This is a genomic window from Mesoterricola sp. MK458 (assembly GCF_055384935.1).
Genome location: NZ_AP045075.1, coordinates 1,615,414 through 1,637,231, shown reverse-complemented (window position 1 = coordinate 1,637,231; position 21,818 = coordinate 1,615,414). Strand labels below are relative to the sequence as shown.

The 21,818-nt window shown below is 68.2% G+C and carries 13 protein-coding genes and 1 pseudogene; 6 read left to right on the top strand and 8 right to left on the bottom strand.

All coding sequences use genetic code 11. The features are described from left to right. Nucleotides 1–14 precede the first annotated feature (14 nt). The 3 genes and pseudogenes from xerC (at nucleotide 15) to ACZ5LB_RS07050 (ending at nucleotide 3,930) form a co-directional block, all read left to right on the top strand. Entirely contained in the window at nucleotides 15–1,085 is a 1,071-nt protein-coding gene (gene xerC, locus ACZ5LB_RS07060) for a site-specific tyrosine recombinase XerC (protein ID WP_464605477.1), read from the top strand. Nucleotides 1,086–1,760: 675 nt separating this feature from the next. Beyond that, nucleotides 1,761–2,198: a hypothetical protein gene (locus ACZ5LB_RS07055; protein WP_464605476.1), complete on the top strand. Its 438-nt coding sequence runs from the start codon at nucleotides 1,761–1,763 to the stop codon at nucleotides 2,196–2,198. A gap of 436 nt (nucleotides 2,199–2,634) precedes the next feature. Continuing rightward, nucleotides 2,635–3,930, top strand: a pseudogene (locus tag ACZ5LB_RS07050) (IS5 family transposase). Nucleotides 3,931–4,310: 380 nt separating this feature from the next. On the opposite strand, the gene ACZ5LB_RS07045 reads toward ACZ5LB_RS07050, so the two are convergent. The 8 genes from ACZ5LB_RS07045 to ACZ5LB_RS07010 form a co-directional block, all read right to left on the bottom strand. Continuing rightward, nucleotides 4,311–5,183, bottom strand: a complete 873-nt coding sequence (locus ACZ5LB_RS07045; RefSeq protein ID WP_464605475.1) for a phosphodiester glycosidase family protein — start codon at nucleotides 5,181–5,183, stop codon at nucleotides 4,311–4,313. Nucleotides 5,184–5,196: 13 nt separating this feature from the next. After that, a complete protein-coding gene (locus ACZ5LB_RS07040; RefSeq protein WP_464605474.1) occupies nucleotides 5,197–5,871 on the bottom strand; it encodes a hypothetical protein in 675 nt (224 codons plus the stop codon). A 131-nt stretch (nucleotides 5,872–6,002) separates the two neighbouring features. Continuing rightward, nucleotides 6,003–8,126 (bottom strand): alpha-glucan family phosphorylase, encoded by a 2,124-nt coding sequence (glgP, locus tag ACZ5LB_RS07035; RefSeq protein ID WP_464605473.1) that lies wholly within the window; start codon nucleotides 8,124–8,126, stop codon nucleotides 6,003–6,005. A gap of 45 nt (nucleotides 8,127–8,171) precedes the next feature. Continuing rightward, on the bottom strand, nucleotides 8,172–10,358 hold the full coding sequence (glgB, locus tag ACZ5LB_RS07030) for a 1,4-alpha-glucan branching protein GlgB (RefSeq protein WP_464605472.1): 2,187 nt from the start codon (nucleotides 10,356–10,358) through the stop codon (nucleotides 8,172–8,174). Further along, the gene (locus ACZ5LB_RS07025; protein WP_464605471.1) at nucleotides 10,351–14,595 is read right to left on the bottom strand and encodes an amylo-alpha-1,6-glucosidase; all 4,245 of its coding nucleotides are present in this window, start codon (nucleotides 14,593–14,595) and stop codon (nucleotides 10,351–10,353) included. The genes glgB and ACZ5LB_RS07025 overlap by 8 nt, the downstream gene beginning before the upstream one ends. Before the next feature lie 19 nt (nucleotides 14,596–14,614). After that, nucleotides 14,615–15,949, bottom strand: a complete 1,335-nt coding sequence (locus ACZ5LB_RS07020; protein WP_464605470.1) for a sensor histidine kinase — start codon at nucleotides 15,947–15,949, stop codon at nucleotides 14,615–14,617. Between the two features lie 85 nt (nucleotides 15,950–16,034). Next, nucleotides 16,035–17,426 carry a flavocytochrome c gene (locus ACZ5LB_RS07015; RefSeq protein ID WP_464605469.1) on the bottom strand — a complete coding sequence of 464 codons (1,392 nt, stop codon included), beginning with the start codon at nucleotides 17,424–17,426 and terminating at the stop codon, nucleotides 16,035–16,037. Nucleotides 17,427–17,461: 35 nt separating this feature from the next. Next, on the bottom strand, nucleotides 17,462–18,676 hold the full coding sequence (locus tag ACZ5LB_RS07010) for a PAS domain S-box protein (RefSeq protein WP_464605468.1): 1,215 nt from the start codon (nucleotides 18,674–18,676) through the stop codon (nucleotides 17,462–17,464). Between the two features lie 356 nt (nucleotides 18,677–19,032). Here ACZ5LB_RS07010 and ACZ5LB_RS07005 point away from each other — a divergent pair, with 356 nt between their 5' ends. From ACZ5LB_RS07005 to ACZ5LB_RS06995, 3 genes are all read left to right on the top strand, one after another. Next, a complete protein-coding gene (locus tag ACZ5LB_RS07005) occupies nucleotides 19,033–20,619 on the top strand; it encodes an FAD-dependent oxidoreductase (protein ID WP_464605467.1) in 1,587 nt (528 codons plus the stop codon). Between the two features lie 62 nt (nucleotides 20,620–20,681). Next, entirely contained in the window at nucleotides 20,682–21,374 is a 693-nt protein-coding gene (locus ACZ5LB_RS07000) for a cytochrome c3 family protein (protein WP_464605466.1), read from the top strand. Between the two features lie 34 nt (nucleotides 21,375–21,408). Next, the gene (locus ACZ5LB_RS06995; RefSeq protein ID WP_464605465.1) at nucleotides 21,409–21,567 is read left to right on the top strand and encodes a Sec-independent protein translocase subunit TatA/TatB; all 159 of its coding nucleotides are present in this window, start codon (nucleotides 21,409–21,411) and stop codon (nucleotides 21,565–21,567) included. Nucleotides 21,568–21,818 lie beyond the last annotated feature (251 nt).

Here is a 21,818-nt window from a genome sequence, read left to right as displayed (position 1 = left end):
GGAGCCGTAGACCCATGCCGAAGAAAGGCCAGCACCGCACCGTCAGGCCTCCCGTGGGGGACGTTCGCGACCCCGATAGCCTCTACCACCACATGCTCCGCTACCTGGCGCACCTGACCGAGAAGAACTACAGCCCGCGGACCATCGAGACCCGGGAGAACTACTTGCGCTACCTCATCGCCTGGTGTGACGAGCGCGGCATCACCAAGCCCCAGGAGATCGACCGCCCTATCCTGGAGCGGTATCAGCGCTACCTGTTCTACTACCGGAAGGCCGATGGGGAGCCGCTTTCCACGCGATCCCAGCACAGCCGGATCATCCCCATCCGCCACTGGTTCTCGTGGATGGTGAAGAAGGGTCACCTGCTTTACAGCCCCGCCACGGATCTGGAGCTGCCCCGGCTGGAGAAGCGGCTTCCCAAGGCCATCCTCAGCGCCAGGGAGGCGGAAACCGTCCTTGCTATTCCGGACGTAGGAAATGCCGTGGGGCTGCGGGACCGGGCCATCCTGGAGACCTTCTACAGCACGGGGATGCGCCGGCTGGAGCTGATCCACCTCACGGTCCACAACATCGACGCCGAGCGCGGGACGGTGATGATCCGCCAGGGCAAAGGCCGTAAGGACCGCATGATCCCCATTGGAGAGCGAGCCCTGGCGTGGATCCAGAAGTACAAGGAGAGTGCCCGCCCCGACCTGGTGGGGGTCCGGGACGATGGAGCCCTGTTCCTCTCCGAGTGGGGCGAGGCGTTCAATCCCAACGCCATGACGCGCCTGGTGCGGATCTATGTGGAGAAGTCCGGGGTGGGGAAGAAAGGCGCCTGCCACCTGTTCCGCCACACCATGGCCACCCTGATGCTGGAAGGCGGCGCGGACATCCGGTTCATCCAGGCCATGCTGGGCCACGTGGAGTTGAGCACGACCCAGATCTACACCCAGGTGAGCATCCGGCTCCTGAAGAGCGTCCACGCCGCCACACACCCCGGAAGGATGGCCGAGCCAGGACAGCATGGCCTGGAGCCGAGCCCCACCGCTGAAGACTTGCTGGAGGCCCTGGAACGCGAGGCCGCCGAGGATCCCGAGGAGTGAAGGCCGAAAACGCGGAGGGGGAGGTTACCCTGAGAGGGTGCCTCCCCCTCTCGTTGTTTCTCCTTTAGCTGCTGGCCCGCCGCAGGCGCCCGGCCGCAGGCGCGGGTCTAGGCTCCGGGACATGTGCGGCCGGAAAGTCGCGTCAGGGGGTCTCAGGGGCTACAATGGGGGGTCGGTCTTTGAAAAGCGTTGCGGTACAAGGGAAATCTCCCTGCCGGGTTGGGAAGTGCGGTGGGGTGCTGCGTTGTCGCAAGCAGGACAAAGTACGGACCTTGTATTTCTATCTTCGAAGTTGCGCAAGAAGCTGTAGGACATGCGAACAGATTTCTTAATAAGTGGTAATGAACAAGGCACTTTCATTATTAATTCGGATGGGACCATAACTTGGTCTATGGGGTCTGGAGATTGGGAAAATCTAGATGCGGAAGTGACGTATCGAGGGTTTCTGCCTGATGGTGTGATCGGCTTTATACATACACATCCTTTTGACACAACTCCAAGCGATCGGGATCTGGCTGCATTTAAGGATTTCAACACGTGATCCCCAACCATGACTAGCTTTTATATATTGGCTGGAGGATGGACTTTGAATCGGATAGACCCCGTTACTGGTCGTTTTGCAACAATTGTCTCGGGAGGTTCTTGGTTGACGAATTCTCATGATGGGGGGTTAAAATGAAAAATATTATTGCGGCAATTCTAATAAGCATCTTTGTCCCTTCTTTTTTGATTTGTCAGGATAAAAGCCCACGGGTTGCTAGCGGAGTAATAGTTAAAATACTTACTCCCAAAGCGAACCGAATTGTTTATTATGGTATTGACGGCTTTGGAGTGCGAATATTTAGAGTTTATGACTTGAGTGGAAGTGGAAGTAAAAAATTATTGACACTTACCAAGGACAAGTCAAATATGTCAAAGTCAATTCTTGATCGACTTCAAGCTCTTGAATTCAAGTTGAAACCTGGGCTTCCTGTATGGAGCTTTGATGGTTCTACGGTAGACATAGAAATTGTTCGAGGAATGAAAAAATTACATAGACGAGATCTTTTAAAAGAGTTTGAATATCAAAAAGAGGCTGAACTATTATTGGAATGTTTGCGGGTGGATAGCTAATCGCCAGGTTTGGTTTGGTGGTTATCGCAAACAGGCCCCAATACTGCCTTTGCTGATGCTACAAACCTTGTGAGTCAGATTGCGAGTGTCGCAGGTGCTGTTGGGGGTGGTCTTTCGCTAACAGGGAAGCTCAGTCGGCTTGCAGGTCCCCTTGGTGGACCAGCTGTGGCGGCGATTGGTAGCACGGCGGATGTGTTGAACCCAGATTGTTCAGCTGCCATGACAGCATTGAATGCATTCTATAAAAAATATCGACGGTTGAAGTCGGGTAATGAGTCGGCCCTGAAAAACCCCCAAGTCGAAATTCTTCAAATATTTGAGGGAACTTTTCAAGTATCTGGTACACCAGAAAGATAGGGACGAACCCCCTTATTGCGGTGTACCGATGAAGCCGAAAGCCAAGCCCAGGACCCACGAGCAGCCCCTGATCTCCACCATGCGCCTCGACTTGGCCCTGGACATGGACCACGAGCTGGTTCGCCTGGCGGCCACGATCCCCTGGGACCAGCTGGCGGAGGAATTCGGCCCCCTGTACTGCGCCGACAACGGAAGGCCGGCCGTACCGATCCGGCTCATGGCAGGCCTCCACTACCTCAAGCACCTCAAGGGCATCTCCGATGAGCAGACGGTGCGCGGGTGGGTCGAGAACCCCTACTGGCAGTTCCTTTGCGGGGAGGAGTTCTTCCAGCATGCCCTGCCCATCGATCCGAGCCAGATGTCCCGATGGCGGCAACGGATCGGCGAGGACGGCGTGGAGAAACTGCTCCAGGCCACGATCACCGCGGGGATGAAGGCTGGCGTCATCACCGAAACCAGCCTGGACAAGGTCATTGTGGACACCACGGTGCAGCCCAAGGCCGTGGAGCATCCGACCGATGCCAGGCTCTATCGGAAGGTCCACGCCGCCATGCTCCGCATTGCCGAAAAGGAAGGCATCACCCTTCGCCAGAGCTACCGCAAGCTGATGGCCCGCGCCTTCCAGAAGCACGGGGGCCACGCCAAGGCCAAGCAATACGGCCGGGCCAAGAAGGTCCTGCGAACCCTGAAGACCATGACAGGCCGGGTGATGCGCGATGTCGAACGGAAGATGAGCGATGCGGCCTTCGAGGCCCACAAAGGCACCTTCATCCTGGCCGAGCAGATCCTTACCCAGAAGCGCTTCACCAAGGGCAAGGTCTACAGCCTCCATGCCCCGGAGGTGGAGTGAATCGCCAAGGGCAAGGCTCACAAGCCGTATGAGTTCGGGGTGAAGGTGAGCCTGGCCGTGACCCACAAGGAGGGCTTCGTCGTGGGCATCCAGACGTTCCCGGACAACCCCTACGATGGCCACACTCTGGAAGGACAACTCGACCAGATCGAACGACTCACCGGCAAGGTCCCCGGGACTACCTTCGTGGACCGGGGCTACAAGGCCCATGGGGTCCCCGTGGAACGAAGCCGGGTCCTCATCAGCGGCACCCGCAAACTCGGCTACACCCTGAAGCGCCACCTCCGGCGGCGTTCCGCTGTAGAACCCGAGATCGGCCACATGAAGAACGACGGCCTGCTGGGACGAAACTTCCTCAAGGGCATGCAGGGCGACGCCATGAACGCCTTCCTGTGTGGAGCTGGCCACAACCTGCGGAAGATCCTGGCCCGGCTGCGGTCAGGCCTGTACCGATGGCTTCTGGCCTACCTCAAGCCCACCTCCGGGCTGCCCCTGGGGTGGCTGGGAGGGCTTCAGGCGGCCTGAAACTTCCGGTCGGGCCCGGGCGCCCTCAGAGGTCGTTCTGCGCCTCGAAACCGCCGGATGGGTTTCTCAAGGTCAACTAATGAAGAGGAGCGTTCCTCGGAATAGCTCACCCATCGCAGCCGCCGGTGCCCTGCTCCTTCCATCAGGAATGGCACTGGTGGTGCTGTTCGCTGGTGTGTTTCCGGTACGGGTGCCTTATCTGAGCGTCGTTCGCAGAAATCCAAGTCTCGTGCAAATTTGAGCGAACACGCATCAACCAAAGCCACCCCATGATGGGCGCTGGCCAGCCCGAGGTCGCTTCCGCGAGATAGGTCCTTGGCAACCAACTGCCTGGAGCCCGCTCCACCTCTTCGGTATGCTTCATCGTATATCGGTGGAGGCTAGGACGCCGATTTCCGCGGCCGCGCGAAGACCCCGAAGTTGTTCCCGTTGGACCGCTGCTGGGGTTCTCCGCCGGCAGGGCTGATGGAACCCAGGGCCACGCCGCTGGGGTGGTTCACCAGCCTGGGTTGGCCATCCACGTCCCGCACCAGGGCGGTGGAGCCGCCGCCGTCCAGGTTCAGGCCGTCGGCGGCGCCGAAGCGGATCAGCCAGTCCACCACCTCGTCCATGGTGGCGCCGACGCTGTAGCCCTCCTGGCGGCCGTCGATGACCAGGAGGATCAGGTGGCGGCCGTCGCGGGTGAGGCCCAGGGCGGTGCGGGGGTGGGTGGCCTTGTTGAACTTCGTTTCCGAGACCGTGCGCCGGCCGTCCACCAGCACCACTTCGGTGCCGGCCACGGCGGTCCAGAGGCCGCTGGTGCGGAAGTCCTCGCCGGTCTTCAGGAAGGTGGCGAAGTTGTCCCGTGTGGCCACGAAGGCGGCGGTGCCGATGCCCTTGGCCACGGCGGGCGAGACCACCTGGCCGCCGGACATGGCCAGGCCCAGGAGGTCCTTGTCGCCGGGGGTGCAGCAGGGGTCATAGAAGTTGGCGTTGATGGCCACCTGCAGGCGGTGGTGGGCCAGGAATTCGCCGGTGGTTTCGCTGACGGTCTCCCGGGGGCCGGCGTGGGGGGTCGCGAAGAGCTCGATGCCGGGAGCCCGCAGGTCCACGCGCACGGCGTACGCCTTCTGCCGGCGGGGCTCGGGGGCCTCGCCGGTGGCGATCTCCACGCCCTGGTAGGCGGGGACCCAGGGGCCCGCCTTGGGCTGGGCCCGCAGGGGGGCGATGGCGACGAGGCAGGCGACGGCCCAAAGGGCCCCGCGGATTCCCATGGCTACCTCCGGGTCAGAACGTGAGGCTCAATCCCACCGTCAGGGTGGAGACGGTCAGCTTCTCGAAGGCCACCTCGGCCGGGGTGGACATGCCCAGGGGCTTGAGATCCAGCCTCCGGGTCTGGGCCTTCATGGAGGTGGACTGGTAGCGGGCCTCCAGGGCCACGGACCGGGTGATCTGGACGCCCAGGCCCCCGCAGAAGTAGGGGACGAAGTTGTTGGCGTCGTAGTTGCTCTTCACCGGGCCCGCGGAGGCGGCGGTGAGGTCGAAGGTGCCGGTGCGGTTGGCGGAGACGTAGGCCACCCCCAGGCCGGCCAGGACGTAGAGCCGGGCCGGAAGGGACCGGACGTACTCGGCGCCGTAGGTGAACGCGTAGGCCTCGTTGGTGGTGTCGGCCGGGTAGGAGGCCGTGGTCCAGCCTGGCACCGTGAGGGTTTCCGGGTTGCTGCTGCTGGCCTTGAAGGTGAAGTACCCGAACCGCATGCGCACGGCGTCCTGGCCGCCCAGGCTGTAGGTGTCGGTGACGTCCAGGGCGGCGCCCACGGTGGAACCCACCCACTGCTTGGCGCCCCCCGAGGGCTGGGCCATGCCGATCTGCACGCCCCAGATGCCGCTTTCGGCGTGAAGGGCGCCGCAGGCCAGCAGGGCCGCGGCGGTGGGGACGATGGCGCGCAGGGAGATGCCCATGAACGTTTTCCTTTTTGCAACAAGGCGATGGCCCATGCATGCAGTGTAAGGCAACAGGCTCCGGGAAGCCACGCCGCCGCCCGCCCCAAGGGGGCGGGGACGGTTGTATCCGTCAAGCCGGACGTCCTACTTCACGGCGTGGGCATCTGGCAGGACGCGGCCACGGCGGCGGGCAGGTAGCAGTTCCGCACGTAGTCCATGACCATGCGGTCGGCGTTGAAGCGCCAGGCCAGGGTGCGCATGGACCGCTGGATCGCGTGGATCCACTGGCGGGGCACGCCGTTGGAGTCCTGCCGGTAGTACATGGGCACCACCTTCTCCTCCAGGAGGCGGAAGAGGGCGTCGGCGTCGCGGCGGTCCTGCACCTCGGTGGAGGCGTGGATCTCGCCGTTGCCGATGGCGAACCCGTTCTCGCCGTCGTAGGCCTCCGCCCACCACCCGTCCAGCACGGAGATGTGGAGGCCGCCGTTCATGACCACCTTCATGCCGCTGGTGCCGCAGGCCTCCAGGGGCCTCCGGGGGTTGTTGAGCCAGGCGTCCACGCCCTGGTAGAGGTTGCGCCCGATGTGGATGTTGTAGTTCTCCACGAACAGGATGCGGTTGCGGAAGCGGGGGTCGGCGGTGAGCTGGCCCACCTTCTGGATGAGGGCCTTGCCGGGGCCGTCGGCGGGGTGGGCCCGCCCGGCGAAGATCAGGTTCACGGGGCGCTGGGGGTTGTTCACCAGCGCGTCCAGGCGGTCCAGGTCGGTGAAGAGCAGGTCGGGGCGCTTGTAGGGCACGAAGCGCCGGGCGAAGCCGATGGTCAGCGCGTCCGGGTCCAGGGGCGCGGGCTCGAGGGGCGGCAGGCCCTGGCGGGCGCGCATCGCCGTCTGGCGCTCGCGCACGAGCTTGAGCATGCGGCCCTTGAGGACCTTCTTGATCTCCCAGATCTCGGCGGGATCGATGGCGGCGATCTTGGTCCACAGGTCGGGGCGGACGATGCCTTCCATCCAGTTGACGCCCATGTGGGTGGTCATGAGGGTGTTCAGCTCGGAGGAGAGCCAGCTGGGCACGTGCACGCCGTTGGTGACGTGGCCGATGGGCACGTCGTGCTCGCTGCGGGTGGGCCACAGGTGCTGCCACATGGACCGGGCCACCTTGCCGTGCAGGGCCGAGACGCCGTTGGCGCGCCGGCAGTGCTTGAGGGCCAGCACCGTGGGGAGGAAGGGCGAGCCCAGGTCGCCGGGGTTGGTGCGCCCCAGGCCCAGGACGTCGTGCAGGGGCAGGCGCAGGCCCTCGGCCATGGCCCGCAGGTGCTCCTCGGCCAGGTCGGCGGGGAACTTGTCGTGGCCGGCCTCCACCGGCGTGTGGGTGGTGAACACCGTGCCCGACGCGGCCTCGGCGATGGCGGCCCAGGGTTCCATGTCGTCCTGCTGCACCCGGTGGCGGGCCCATTCCAGGATGGCGAAGGCCGAGTGGCCCTCGTTGAGGTGGATGACGCTGGGCGTGATGCCCAGGGCCCGCAGGGCCCGGGACCCGCCCACGCCCAGGAGGAGCTCCTGCTGGATGCGCATGCGGTTGTCGCCGCCGTAGAGGTTGGCGGCCAGGGCCTTGTCCTCCTCGCTGTTGGCGTCGTCCCGGGTGTCGAGGAGGATGAGGCGGATGCGCCCCACCTGGCACTCCAGCACCTTGGCCCACACCAGGCGCCCCGGAAGCTCCACGCTGACCCGCGCGGGGGCGCCGTCGGCGCCGATGGCGGGGTAGACGGGCAGGTCCTCGAGCTCGAAGGGCTCGCTCACGTCCTGCTGCCAGAAGCTGGCGTCCAGCATCTGGGTGGTGTAGCCGCGGTGATACATGAGGCCCACGCCCACCAGGGGCACGCCCAGGTTGCTGGCGCCCTTGAGGTGGTCGCCCGCGAGGATGCCCAGGCCGCCGGAGTAGATGGGCAGGGACTCGTGGATGCCGAATTCGGCGCAGAAGTAGGCCACGGGGCGGGACTGGAGGCTCCCGGCGTGGATCATGCCCCAGGTGGTCAGGGGGTTCAGGTACTCGTTGAGCTGGCGCAGGGCGCGGTCGGTGCGGGTGGCGATGTCCACCTGGCCGGCGCGCTTCTCCAGGAGCTCGGGGGTGATCTCCTTGAGCACCCGCACGGGGTTGCGGTGGGCCTTGTGGTAGATGTCCAGGTCCAGGTCCCGGAAGATGGCGCGCACTTCGGGGCGCCAGGTCCACCAGAGGTTGCGGGTCAGCTTCTGGAGCTTCTGTTGCAGCGTATCCATGGGGGCAAGCCTTTCCGGGGGAGGCGGGTTGAGGGAAGGACCATCTTAGCCGAGTCTGAGCACCAGGGCCCCCAGGGGGGGCAGGGTCAGGGCCAGCGACTGCGGGAAGCCATGTGCAGGCAACGGTTCGGTTTCCACGGCGCCGCCGTTGCCCATGTTCTGGCCCCCGTAGGTGGAGGCGTCGGAGTTGAGCGCCTCCAGGTACCGGCCCGGGGCGGGGACCCCCACGCGGTAGCCGTGGTGGGGCAGGGCCGTGAAGTTGAGCACGGCCACGGCGAACGAGCCGTCGTTGGCCTTGCGCATGAGGGCGAGGATGCTGTTCCTGCGGTCCTCGCAGTCGATCCACTGGAAGCCGTCGGGGGCGCAGTCCCGTTCGTGCAGGGCCGGCAGGTCGCGGTACAGGGCGTTGAGGTCGCGCACCAGGCGCCGGACGCCCTGGTGCTCCTGGAACTCCAGCAGGTGCCAGTCGAGGGCCTTGTTGTGGTCCCATTCGTGGTCCTGCCCGAACTCGCAGCCCATGAACAGCAGCTTCTTGCCGGGGTGCAGGGCCTGGTAGGCCAGCAGCAGGCGCAGGTTGGCGAACTGCTCCCACCGGGTGCCGGGCATGCGCCAGAGCAGGGACTTCTTGCCGTGCACCACCTCGTCGTGGGAGAGCGGCAGCATGAAGTTCTCGGTGTCGTTGTAGAGCATGCTGAAGGTGATCTCGCCGTGGTGGTGCCTGCGGTGCAGCATGTTCCGGCCGAAGTAGGCCAGGGTGTCGTGCATCCAGCCCATGTTCCACTTGAAGCCGAAGCCCAGGCCCCCCACGCTGGTGGGCCGCGAGACCATGGGCCAGGCGGTGGATTCCTCGGCCACGGTGCAGGTGTCAGGGAAGTGGGCGTAGACCACCTCGTTCAGCCTGCGCAGGAAGGCCACGGCCTCCAGGTTCTCCCGGCCGCCGTAGCGGTTGGGGACCCACTGGCCATGGGCGCGGCTGTAGTCCAGGTAGAGCATGGACGCCACCGCGTCCACCCGCAGGCCGTCGATGTGGAAGCGGTCCAGCCAGAAGAGGGCGTTCGCGATGAGGAAGTTCTGCACCTCGGTGCGGCCGTAGTTGTAGATGAGGGTGCCCCAGTCCATGTGCCGGCCCTTGCGGGGATCGGCGTGCTCGTAGAGGTGGGTGCCATCGAATTCGCCCAGGCCGTGGGCGTCGCCGGGGAAGTGCGCCGGGACCCAGTCCAGCAGGACGCCCAGGCCCGCCCCGTGGCAGCGGTCCACGAAGGCCTGGAAGTCCCGGGGCGAGCCGTAGCGGCAGGTGGGGGCGAACATGCCCAGGGGCTGGTAGCCCCAGGACGCGTAGAAGGGGTGCTCGTTCACCGGCAGCATCTGGATGTGGGTGAAGCCCATCTCGGTGACGTAGGGGATCAGCGCGTCGGCCAGCTCCAGGTAGCTCATGAAGCCGCCGTCCTCCCGCCGGCGCCAGGAGCCCAGGTGCACCTCGTAGATGCTCATGGGGGCGTCGAAGCGGTTGCGCTTCCACCGCCCGGCCATGTAATCGCCGTCCTGCCAGTCGTGGCCGGCGGGATCGTGCACCACCGAGGCGGTGCCCGGGGCGTGCTCGCACTGGAAGGCGAAGGGGTCGGCCTTGAGGGGCAGCACCTTGCCGGCGGCGCTCTTGATCTCGAACTTGTAGAGGTCCCCGGGGACCATGCCGGGGATGAAGAGCTCCCACACGCCCGAGGACGCGAAGGGGCGCATGATGTGCCGGCGCCCGTCCCAGTTGTTGAAGGTGCCCACCACGCTCACGCGACGCGCGTTGGGGGCCCACACCGCGAAGTCCACCCCGGTGACGCCGTCCCGCTCCGAGGGGTGGGCGCCGAGCTTCTCGTAGAGCCTGAGGTGGGTGCCCTCGGCCATGAGGTAGATGTCCAGGTCGCCCAGGGCGGCGCTGAACCGGTAGGGATCCTCCATCTCCATGGGCTCCGTGCCCCAGCCGTGGACCCGGAAATGGTAGGGGAACCACTTGCGGAGCCGCGGCAGCACGGTCTCGAAGATCCCCTCGGGGTGCGTCATGCGCAGTTCGGCCACCACCTCCCCGGCGGGTTCCTTCACCAGCTCCACGCGGGTGGCCCGGGGCGCGAAGACCCGCGCCTCCAGGCCCGAGCCGGCCCGGGGATGGAGGCCGAAGACCTGCGCGGGACTGGAACAGTCCCCGTTCAGGAAGCCCTGCGCGTCAAAACCTTGATCAGCCATTCGGTTTCCTCGGGGGGTGTGCGTCCAGTGTAAGCCATACCCGCAAGGCCTCGGTGGCGCTCCAGGCCTGGGCGTCGCAACCCCTCTGGGCATGGGGGGCGTCGCCGTCCAGGATCTCCGGGAGCTGGCCCAGGCAGCCCGAGGCCAGCAGCCCGTCCAGGGAGCCCAGGAAGGCCCGGGCGGCCTCCACGGCCTGGGGCTCGAACCCGTAGGCCGCGGCCAGGGCCTCGCAGAAGGTGGGCAGGAGCCACACCCAGGCGGTGCCGTTGTGGTAGGCGGGCTTGCGCCGGGTGTCCTCGTCGCCCTCGTAGCGGCCCCAGTAGGGGTGCATGGGATCGTTCAGGAGGCCCGCGGGACCGTGGATGGGCAGGGGGGTGAGCACCGGCAGGGGCGCCAGGGTGCGCACCCCGCCGGGCACCAGGAGGTGCCGGGCGCAGGCCCCCACGGCCCGCCGGGCCCGCTCTCCTTCCACGAGGCCCAGGCTCACCAGGAAGAGCTGGTTGGGCCGCAGGTGGCCGTCGCCCCGGGCCAGGGCGGCGGGAACGCCCTCCCGGGCCTGCAGGTGGTCGTGGAACCAGCCCAGCTCCTCGTCCCAGAACAGGTCCAGCGACGCCGTCGCCCGGGCCTCCAGGGCGGCCCAGTCCGGGCCCAGCCGGCGCAGGAGGCGGATCCACAGGGCCTGGATCTCCACCGGGTAGCCCTGGCGGGGCGTGCCGGCCGGGTAGTTGGTGTCCATCCAGGTGAAGTGGGAGGGGCTCCACACCAGGCCCGAGTCCGGGTCCACCTTGATGCCGTTGGGCGTGCCATCCCGGTAGCCCCGGGCGATGGCCTCCAGCACGGGCAGGAGGTCCTCGGCCCCGGCTTCCTCGGCGGCCAGGGCGAACCACAGGGGCGCGTCCGAGGTGTCCCGGTCCGCGGTGGAGTCCGCCGAGAGGGCGTTGGGCAGGGTGCCCCGGTCCTCGAAGGCGGCGAAGGTGCGCAGGATGCCCCGCACCTCGTCCACCATGCCGCCGGCGAGCAGGCCCCGGGCGGCGATGAAGGTGTCCCGGCCCCAGTCCAGGAACCAGGGGTAGCCGGCGATGACGGTGAGGCCCTGGCCCCGGCGGGCCAGGAAGGCGCGGGAGGCCTCCCAGAGCTGCTGGCCGAAGGCGTCCCGGGCCAGGGCGGAGCGGCCCAGGGCCTCGGCGCGCAGCTGGGTGAACCGGTGCAGCTCGGCCGGGGCCGGCTCCTCCGGATCGGCGCAAAGGGCCAGGGTCACGGCGCCGGGGCGGTCCAGGGGCAGTTCGAACCAGCCCGGGCTCCAGGCGTCGCCGCGGTCCGTCATGCCCCGGGAGGCCTCGACGGGGTGCGGGATGCCCAGGCTCCATTCGGGTTCCGCTTTCCAGCGGCCCCGGTCCGTCCAGGCCGCGAGGCGCCGGCCGGGGCCGGGCTCGAAGACGAACCCCAGGCCATCCTCCCGGGGGCGGGTGCTGGCGTTGAAATGGCGGTCGACGCCCTCGTCGGCCCGGGTCTCGCCGTGGAAGCCGCGGTCCTCCAGGTCCAGGCGCACGGTGAGGACCACGCGGGCCCCTTCGGGCAGGTCGGTGCCGATGGGCGGGGGCCCCTCGGGGCGGCGGAACCGGGCCACCACGGTGTTGCGGTCCGGCAGCAGGTCCAGGGTCAGCTCCACCTGGGCCACGCGGCCGTCGCCCGCGGGGGCCGCGAAGACCCACCGCGCCGGGGGCCCGGGGGCGAAGTGCACAAGGTTCCCGCTGTCCAGGGGCGTCAGGAAGCCGTCGGCGTTCACCCAAGCCCGCAGCCGCTTGGCCAGGACGTGGCGGTCGCAGGGGACCTCGGGGTGGAGGTTGGCGCCCAGAAGGCAGTCGTACTTGGAGGCCACCGTGCCCAGGTCGGCCCGCAGCCGGGCCATGCCGCCCCGGCCGTTGGTGAGCAGGCAGGAGCCCTCCTTGGCGTGGCGCGCGAAGCCGGGCTCGGCTGACAGGAGGCGCACCTTGCCCGGCGCCGGCGTGCGGGCCTCCTTGAACCGCTCCAGCTGGATCTCCGCCTCCAGGGGGCGCGGGGCCCGGGCCAGGAGGGACGGGGGGAAGGCGGCCATGTGGCCGGCGTCCCAGGGGACGCTGCGCAGGTGGATGGGGTCCTGGCCCGGCACCCGCAGCGACACGGCGAAGGGGGCGGCGTCCTCCACCAGGAGCCAGTGCCCGGGCGGCAGGAGCGTCACCCGCCCCAGATCCCCCAGCCCCCACCGGATGACCTTGGGATAGCCGTTCCGGGCCGCGCGCAGGGCGGCGGGGAGATCGGTCCGGGCGGCGGCGGGGTCCAGGTGGGCCAGGGACGCCAGGAAGCCGGCGGGGTCGGCGCCCGCCAGGGACGCCAGGTCCTCCCAGGACGCCGGCCCCAGGGTCTCGGCGGGAAGCACCGTGGCCAGGGCCTGGTAGGCCCAGGCCGCCTGGGCGCGCCGCGCCCGGTACCCGGGTCCGGGCAGCCCCCGGGGGGTCCGGGCCGCCGACAGGCAGTGGGCGGCCCAGGGCCGCAGCACGAAGGTCACCGAGCCGCCCGGATTGTGGCGGAGCCGGGGGAAGGCCTGGCCCAGGAGGTCCGAGCAGGGCTGCTCCAGCTCCTCCCAGGCGGGGGCGGTGAGCACCCACTCCTGGGGCTCCATGGTGAGGTTCACGAGCACCAGCACCTGGTCCCGGCCGTCCCACGAGAGGCGGCGCAGCGCCAGCACCGGCGATTCGCCCGAGCTCAGGCGCTCCAGGCGCGCCCCGTCGAAAAAGCAGGGGTGGGAACCCAGCAGGTGGTTGAGGGCCGCCAGCTCCTCCACGAGGTTCTCCGCGGCGCCCCAGGCCATGCCCCGGGCCTGGTGCACCTCGATCTTCTCGGTGGCCAGCCACTCCACGCCGCCGGTGAACCCGAAGGCGCCGCAGAGGCTGGTGAGGGCGCACAGGCGGTTGCGGTGCAGGGACCAGTCGGCTCCGCGCCGGGCCAGGCGATCGTTGTCGTGGGTCTCGCTGTAGTGCACCAGGGGGCCGATGCGCTCGCCCTGGCGCAGGGCGTGGTCCAGGTACGCGGCCACGTCCCGGGGGGCGTGGTTCTGGAACAGCTCCGAGTACGCCCACTGCATGCCGCCCTCGGTGAGCAGGGTCTCCGTGAGATCCCAGGCGCCTCCCAGGCCCTCCAGCAGGAAGACCGCGTCGGGGAACTCCTGGCGCACCCGGGCCACGATGTACTGCCAGGCCGGCAGGGGCACCATGTAGCCGGCGTCGCACCGGAAGCCGTCCACGCCGCGCCGGCACCAGGTGAGGAGCGATTCCGCGATCACGTCCCACAGGTGCGGTTGGCGGTTGTCCAGTTCCACCAGGTCGCCCCAGGTCACCCCCCAGGCGCCCGGGCTGTGGAAGGTGCCGTCGGGGTTCCTGTGGAACCACTGGGGCCGGCCTTCCATGAGCCGCGAGCCCCAGCCGGTGTGGTTGACCACGATGTCGAGGAAGACGAGGCCCGCGCGCAGGTGCACGGCGTGGGCCAGCTCCTGGAACTGCTCGACGCCCGTGGTGCGCTCGTCGAACTCCACCAGGGCCGGATCGATGGCGGTGAGGTCCTGCTGGGCGTAGGGGCTGCCGAAGCGCCCGAACCGCGCGAAGGTGGTGGGCGTGGGCCCCAGGGGCAGCAGGTGCAGGATGCGGCAGCCCAGCGTCTCCAGGATGTGGGGCACGCAGGCGGTGAGCTCGCGCAGCTTGCCCGAAGGGGGGATCACGGTGAAGCCGCGCTGGTCCAGGGTGTTGAGCTGCTCGTCCAGCATGGGTTCCCGGGTGCTGCGCCCGGTGCGGCCGGCCCCGAACATGCGGGGGAAGGCGCAGTAGATCGTGTTGCCCGTGCGCAGGTGGTCGGGGTGGACGGAAATGCCGACGTCCTCGCCTTTGGGCCAGTGCTGGGCGCCCTCGGCGTCGAGGTGGTAGGCCTTGGCCCGGAAGTGGCCCACCTCCGTCAGGGGCAGGTCCAACTCCCACAGGCCGTCCCGCCGGGTCAGGGGGATGTCCCGCCAGGAGGCCCCGGCGAAGGTGCGGGTGGCGCTGGTGGCGGCCCCGGAGAGGGCGATGACCTCCTGGCGGGCCTGGGCGCCCCGGGTGAGGTTGGTGCGCAGGAAGGCCGGACCCTCGCCCTCGAGCGTGAAGCGCACGCGGTCACCCACGTAGCGGACGATGCGGCTGCCGGGTGCGGGGGTCATGGCGGGCTGGGTCAAGGGCACCTCGGGGAGGGAATCAAGATCGGGTTTCGGCCACCGGAAGCCGGAGCGTGAAGGTGGCGCCCCGGCCCGGCTCGCTCTGGACGTCCACCTCGCCGCCCATGAGCACGGCCAGGTGCTTGACGATGGACAGGCCGAGCCCGGTGCCAGGCACGCCCCGGGTGGCCGGGGCCCGGAAGAAGCGCTCGAAGATCCGGGGCAGGTCCTGGGAACCGATCCCCGGCCCCTGGTCGGTGACGGAGAAGGCCAGGGTCTCCCCGTCCAGGCGCGCGGCGACGCGCACCTCGGATTCCGGCGGCCCGAACTTCACGGCGTTGGACACCAGGTTCTCCATGAGCTGGCCCAGGCGCATGGGGTCGGCCTGGAAGGCCAGGTCCAGGGCGCCCGGGTCCACCTCGGACCGGAACCGCACGTTCCGGCTCCGGCCCAGGGGCTCGACGCTCTCCAGGAACTCGGCCATGAAGGGCCCCACGGTCAGGGGCCTGGGTTCCAGGCGCATGGCGCCGGTCTCGATGCGGCTGAGTTCGGAGATGTCGTCCAGGAGCATGACCATGCGGTCCAGGCTGCGCAGGATGATCTTGAGGCTGGTGTCGCCCTCGGGCAGCACCAGGCCGCCGTCCTGGAGATTCTCCACCGCCACCCGGATGCCGGTGACCGGCGTCTTCAGCTCGTGGCTGGCGTTGGAGATGAATTTCTGGCGGGTGGTCTCCAGGGCCTCGAAGTGGGTGATGTCGTCCAGGGTGACCAGCACCCAGGTGCCCTCCTGGGCGGGGGCCGGGAAGGGCACGGCCCGCAGGCGGAGGGTCCGGGGGTTGCGCTTGAGGGTCCATTCCCGGAAGGCGCCGGCGTAGGCTTCCTGGAGGTTGCGCAGGCTCTCGGGCTCCCGGAAGGCCGACACCAGGGACTCCCCCTCGCCCAGGTGGCTGGAGGCGCCCAGGATGGTCCGGGCCTTGGGATTGAAGAGCCGGATCTGGCGGTCCCGGCCCAGCAGAACGATGCCCGTGCGCAGGTTGGCCAGGATCTGGCGGCGCACCTGGTCCTCGGCCTCCACCTCCGTGGCCAGGCGCTCCTTTTCGGCCTCCAGGGCCGCCCAGGCCCGGGGCAGGTCCCGGAACAGCTCCTCGCCCTTCCCGGGCAGGGGGATGACCGCCAGGAGCCGGGCCATGGTCTCCCGGTGCCGCCTCATGGCCAGGGCCAGGGCGGCCCCGCCCCCCGCGGCGGCCAGGAACCCGGCGACCCGCAGCACCGGCTCGATGTCGCTGGCCATGACGGCCCCCCCGGCCACGGCCAGGGCCCAGGGCAGGACGGGCAGGGTCATCCGCTGGGAAAGATCCGGATGAGCGTCGGGCATGGTCTGGGGGCTCCTTGGGTCCATTGTCGCGGCTATGGGCCGGGGCACAAAGGGTTTCCGGGGGGTGGCCCACTGAATTTTGGATTCATAAGCCCGCGGCGTTCCGGCCGGCGATCCTCCCGAACACGATGCATTCGGGGATGGCGACGCCGCCCAGGCGGCAGGCCCCGTGAACCCCGCCGGTGACCTCCCCCGCGGCGTGGAGGCCCGGGATCGGCCGGTGCCGTTCCAGGTCCAGGACCCGGGCGCCGGAATCGATCTGGATGCCGCCGTTGCAGTAGTGGAGCTTGGGCCGGAGGCGCACCAGGTGGTAGGGCGGTTCGATGCGATAGCGCTCCTGGGTCCCCAGGGGCCGGCCGAATTCCTCGTCGACGCCTTCGTCCAGGGAGCGGTTGTAGTGCTCCAGGGTCTCCGCCAGCGCGGCGGCATCGATGGCCTGGTCCCGGGCCATCTCCTCCAGCGTCCCGTAGCGCTTCACGGCCCCGCGCTTCAGGCACTGCGCCAGGTTCGGGTACTGCTGCGCCGCCACCCCGCCCACGATCAGCATGGGGTCCCGGCCCGCGGCGACCATCTCCTGGGAGCGGGAAAGGCGGTCGGCCAGTTCGTTCACGAAGCGCCTTCCGGTGGACGCGTCGATCATCACGCCGTGGCGAAGGCCCACCAGCACCGAGAACATGGTGCTGACCCCCCAGCCCTCCTCGTCCCGGGAGGTCCAGGGCCCCATCTGGAACCAGGAGAGGTGGACCGGCGTGGCGCCGATCCTCAGGGCGCTCACCAGGCCTTCGGCCGTGGCCCCGGGGTGGTTGGTGGTCTCCAGCGCGGCGCCCAGGGCGGGGGCGTGGACCTTGCGGAAGGCCACGTCCTGGCAGTAGCCGCCGGTGGCCAGAACGACGCCGCGGGCCGCCCCGATCCTCCGGACGGACCCGCTGCCCTCCCGCGGGAAGATGTAGTCCGCGATCACTTCGGCGCCCACCACCGCGCCGCCGGCGTCCTGGATGAAGCCCTTCATGGCGGTCTGCAGGCGGATGGGGATTCCCAGTTCCCGGCACTTCACCAGCAGGGCCTGGAGGATCACCGACCCGGAGCAGTTGGCCGGGCTGTAGACGCGGGGTACGGAATGGCCGCCGCCGTGGTGGAGTCCGTCGGCGAAGACCACCCCGAGGTCGTCCCGGCACCACAGGAAGGCCTCCAGGGACCCTTCGGCCACGGTGCGGACCAGGTCGGGGTGGTTGAGCCCGTGGCCGGCCTTGAACATGTCCTCGGCCATCAGGGCGGGGGAGTCCTCGATGCCGTCGGCGGCCTGGAGGGGGGCGTTGGCCACCGCGAACAGGCCGCCGCTGAGCGCCGAATTGCCCCCGGGCAGCTTCATCTTCTCGATGACCAGCACGGACCGGCCCGCGCGCCTGGCCTCGATGGCCGCCGACAGGCCTGCGTAGCCGGACCCCACGACCAGGACGTCAAAGGTTTCATCGAACATCGGCACTCCCTGGGGTCGTCCGGAACGGGCTTCGGTCATGCGCCCACCGCCACCTTCCTGCTGTTGAGGTATCCGTGAAGGCTGACGCCAGCGGAGCCCGAGAGGCCGAGCTTCCTCCGGATGTTCTTCCGGTGCGTCTGCACCGTGTCGAAGGCCAGGTTCATGGTGGTGCAGATCTCCTTGCTGCTGAACCCCGCCAGGATGAAGTTGCAGATCCTCATCTCGGTCTTGCTCAGGCGGTGGAGTGCGAAGTCCATCTGCGGCCCGGCGCCCCGGGTGAGGGAGGCCAGGAGCTCGCCCAGGAAATCGATGTAGCCGTTGCGGACCTCGGCGGTGGGGGCCGAGCGGATCTTGTGCAGGACCGGCACCAGGTCGCCCGTGATCCTGCGGGAGAGCTTGGCCGAATGCTCCTCCTGCTCGAGCTGGATGCTCTTGAGGACGTTGCGCAGGGCGATGTTGGCCTCCTCGGTCTGGACCTTGCCGTCCTTGAGCTGCTGCTCCATCTCCTTCTGCCTGGAGATGTCCTCGGTGATGATGATCCACAGCCTGCTGCCCTCCACGGTGATCAGGCTCACCGTGAACACGGCGGGAAAGCTGCTCTTGTCGAAGTAGAGGGCGGTGACTTCCGCGCTCATCACCTGGTTCTCGACGATGGTGTCGAGCATCCCCAGGACGGCCTCCTGCCCGGGCCCGTCGCAGAGGGAGCGGATGTGGGCGCCGTGGATGTTCTCGGGGTGGATGCCGAAGGTCTCGCAGGCCTTCTGGTTCGAGCCGATGACTTCCATGTCCTCGTCCACGAGGATGATGCCCTTGCCCACGCCCTGGAAGACGGTCTGCAGCATCTTCTGCGAACGGGCCAGGGCCTCGGCCCGCTCCTTGACCTGGCGCTCCAGTTCGGTGCGCTGGAGGAAGGGACCGGTGGTCTCGCTGAGCAGGACCAGGAAGCCCGGGGCGCTGCCGTCCCCCAGCGCCACGAGCCGGATGGCGAAGGCGGCCTGGAGGGCCGCGCTGGTGAACCTGGGCACCTGGGCGGCGCAGACGTCCAGGGCTTCCCGCAGCGTGTGGCAGGGCAGGCCCAGGCGGACCCAGAAGGGCAGCCCGAGGGTGGGGGCGTCCGCGAGGACGCGTCCGGCCTTGCGGTTGGTGCGGAGGATGACCCCCTGGGGATCGGTCACCAGGATCAGGTCCGAGGTCGCCTCGAACAGTTCCTGGCCTATGGAGGCGTCGAAGGACGCCCATCGCTGCTCCATGGCAACCCCCATCCGCGGCGCTTGAACGGCAGGACGGGAAGGCCCACCCTTCGCGCTTCGGGATGATTCGATCATTGTCCTGCCCCGGAGCCCTGTCAATTGCGCGTCGGGTATACCCGGCCCCCGGAGGGGGGTAATGGGGAATAAATCCAGTTCTGTCAAAGGGTTTATGGTCGGATCGGGTAGGCGATCCTACCCGAAATTGCCCCGACTTCTCACCTTTGAGGCCTTGGGGCCGGGGGCCTACTGTGGAATGGATCCATAGGGTATTCATCCACCGCTCAGGTCGCTGCGGGACCCGGCTGCGAGGGCCTCGCCCTGCACGGCAATCACCCCAACCAGGGAAGGAGAATCACATGAAGAATCCGGAAAACCTTGATGCCAAGGGGGGCCAGGACGACGGCCTGGGCGAGGCCCAGGGATCCGACCGCAGGGGCTTCCTGAAGACGTCGCTCGCGGTGGGCCTGGCGGCCACGGCGGGCACCTTCGCCCTCAACCTGGGCGCCGCGCCCGCCCCCGGGGCCGCGCCGGCCAAGAAGAAGCTCCCCACCAAGTGGGACGAGAGCTACGACGTGGTCGTCATCGGCTCCGGTTTCGCGGGCCTGGCCGCCGCGGCCGAAGCCGCCGGCAAGGGCTGCACCGTCATCGTCCTGGAGAAGATGCCGGTCTACGGCGGCAACTCCATCATCAACGGCGGTGAATACAACGCCTGGACCGACAAGCTCCATATGCGGGAGAAGTTCAAGCTCGGCAACGACAGCTCGGACATCCACAGGGACGACACCCTAAAGGGCGGCGACTTCTTCGGCAGCCCCGAGCTGGTGGAGATCCTCACCGCCGAGGCCCCCAAGGCCCTGGACTGGATGATCGACGAAGGCGGCCTGGAGCTGCGCCAGATCCTCAACCGCACCGGCGGCCACAGCCAGTACCGCACCCACACCTGCGTCGAAGGCGTGGGCAAGGGCTTCACCGAGGCGCTGCGGAAGATCGCCGAGAAGCGGGGCGCCAAGATGCGGCTGAAGGCCAAGGTGAGCTGGCTCTGGCGCAAGGACGTGGAGAGCCCGGTGCTGGGCGTCGAGCTCGAGACCGGCCGCGGCCCCGTCAACATCCGCGCGCGCAAGGCCGTGGTGCTGGCCTCCGGCGGCTTCGGCCGCGACGTGCCGATGCGCATGATCTACAACCCGACCCTGAACGCCGGCTACAACTGCACCAACCACAAGGGCGCCACCGGCGAGATGATCCGCTACGCCCAGGCCGTGGGGGCCGACACCCTCCACATGGCCTTCATCCAGCTGTACCCGTACGCCGACCCCGAGACCGGGATCCTGGACGCCCCGGCCGTGTACCCCTTCCGCGGGCCCGGCTACGGCATCGTCTACGTGAACGAGAAGGGCGTGCGGTTCGTCAACGAGCTGGAGCGCCGCGACGTGGTCTCCAGGGCCGAGATGGCCACCGGCGGCAAGAAGACCTTCTCCATCTTCAACGAGGCCATGATCCCCAAGATGGGCACCCTGGAAGAGGCCAACAAGGCCGTCGCCGCGGGCCGCTTCGTACGGGCCGCCACCCTCGCCGAGCTGGCCACCAAGATCGGGATCGATCCCGCGGTGCTCACCGAGACCATCCGCAAGCACGACGGCTACCTCAAGGACAAGAAGGACCCGGAATTCGGCAAGAACATCACCCCGGTGATGGTCTCGCTGGAACAGGGCCCCTACTACGCCATCGCCCAGTGGCCCGCCGTGCACCACACCATGGGCGGCCTGCGCGTGAACAAGGAAACCCAGGTCCTGGACATCTGGGGCAAGCCCATTCCGCGCCTCTACGCGGCCGGCGAGATCACGGGCGGCCTCCACGGCGCCAACCGCCTGGGCGGCAACGCCACGCCCGACGCCACGGTGTTCGGACGCATCGCGGGCCTCAAGGCCGCGGCCGAGAAGATCTGACGGTCACAAAACCCCCGCGGCCCCCGTTCGAGCGGGGGCCGCGGCTCCGGAGGAAGCCCCCGATGAAACCCTTTTCCGAATCCTTGCTGCTGTCGGCCCTGCTCCTGGCCTTCGCCGGGGGCCTGGGCGCGGCCCCGGCGAAGGCGCCTGGAGCCTGCAGCGCCTGCCATGCGGACTTCAAGAGCCTGCTGGGCGAGGCGCACCCTGCGGTCAAGGGCAGGTCGATCGCCGAGTGCGCGCCCTGTCACCGCAAGCCCGGTGCGGCCGCGGGGAAGAACGCGTTCGCCGTCAGGATCCACCGCGGGCATGCGGCGCCCGAAAGCAGCGTGCCGTGTTCCGCGTGCCATGAGTTCAAGGTGGGACGCTCCTTCACCGTCAAGGGCGCCAAGGGGAGCCTGGGCAAGCCGGACGCGAGCGATTTCGCCCGGACCCGGGAGCTCATGCCGGTTCCCGGCGCCCCGGCGTACCTGGCGACGCATCACGCGGGGAAGCTGGTCTCCTGCGCGGCCTGCCACGGCGCCGCCTTTCCCCTCCGGGGGGCCGAGGTCGCCAATGACCGGTGCCTGGCCTGCCACGGCCCCCTCGAGGCCCTCGCCGGAAAGACGAAGCCCAAGGAGGCCCACGGCCTGAATCCCCACAAGTCGCACTACGGGGAGATCGCCTGCACCGCCTGCCATTTCGGGCACCAGCCCTCGGTGGTCCTCTGCAAGGACTGCCACCCCAAGGCCACCCTCGTCATCCCCTTCGACAAGTGAGTGGCACGACCATCCGAACGAACTGGAGTGAACCATGGGCAACCTAGGAATGACTGAAATCCTGCTGATTGGCGTCTGCCTGTTGATCTTCTTCGGGCCCAGCAAGCTGCCCGAACTGGGCAAGTCCCTGGGCAGGGGGATCCAGGAATTCAAGAAGGCCAGCAAGGAACTGACGGGAGCCATCAAGGACTGAGGCTGGAACTGGCCCACGCGGAGTTGAACCAGTTGCTGGACCGGCCCGGGAGGTGCCCAAAGGACCTGGGCCCCGTTGAAGGCTCCCTGGACGGGATCGCCCGTTCGCTGCGGGCGAAGCCCCTTTGGCTGCAACCGGAGGGGTCCGGCCTCACCCCGCGCGATCCTATCCCGGGCGGCCGCGCGCCATAGGCGCAACCTCCATCCGCCGGTTCCCGCCTGACCGGGCCACCCGCAGGAATGGGCGAGGAA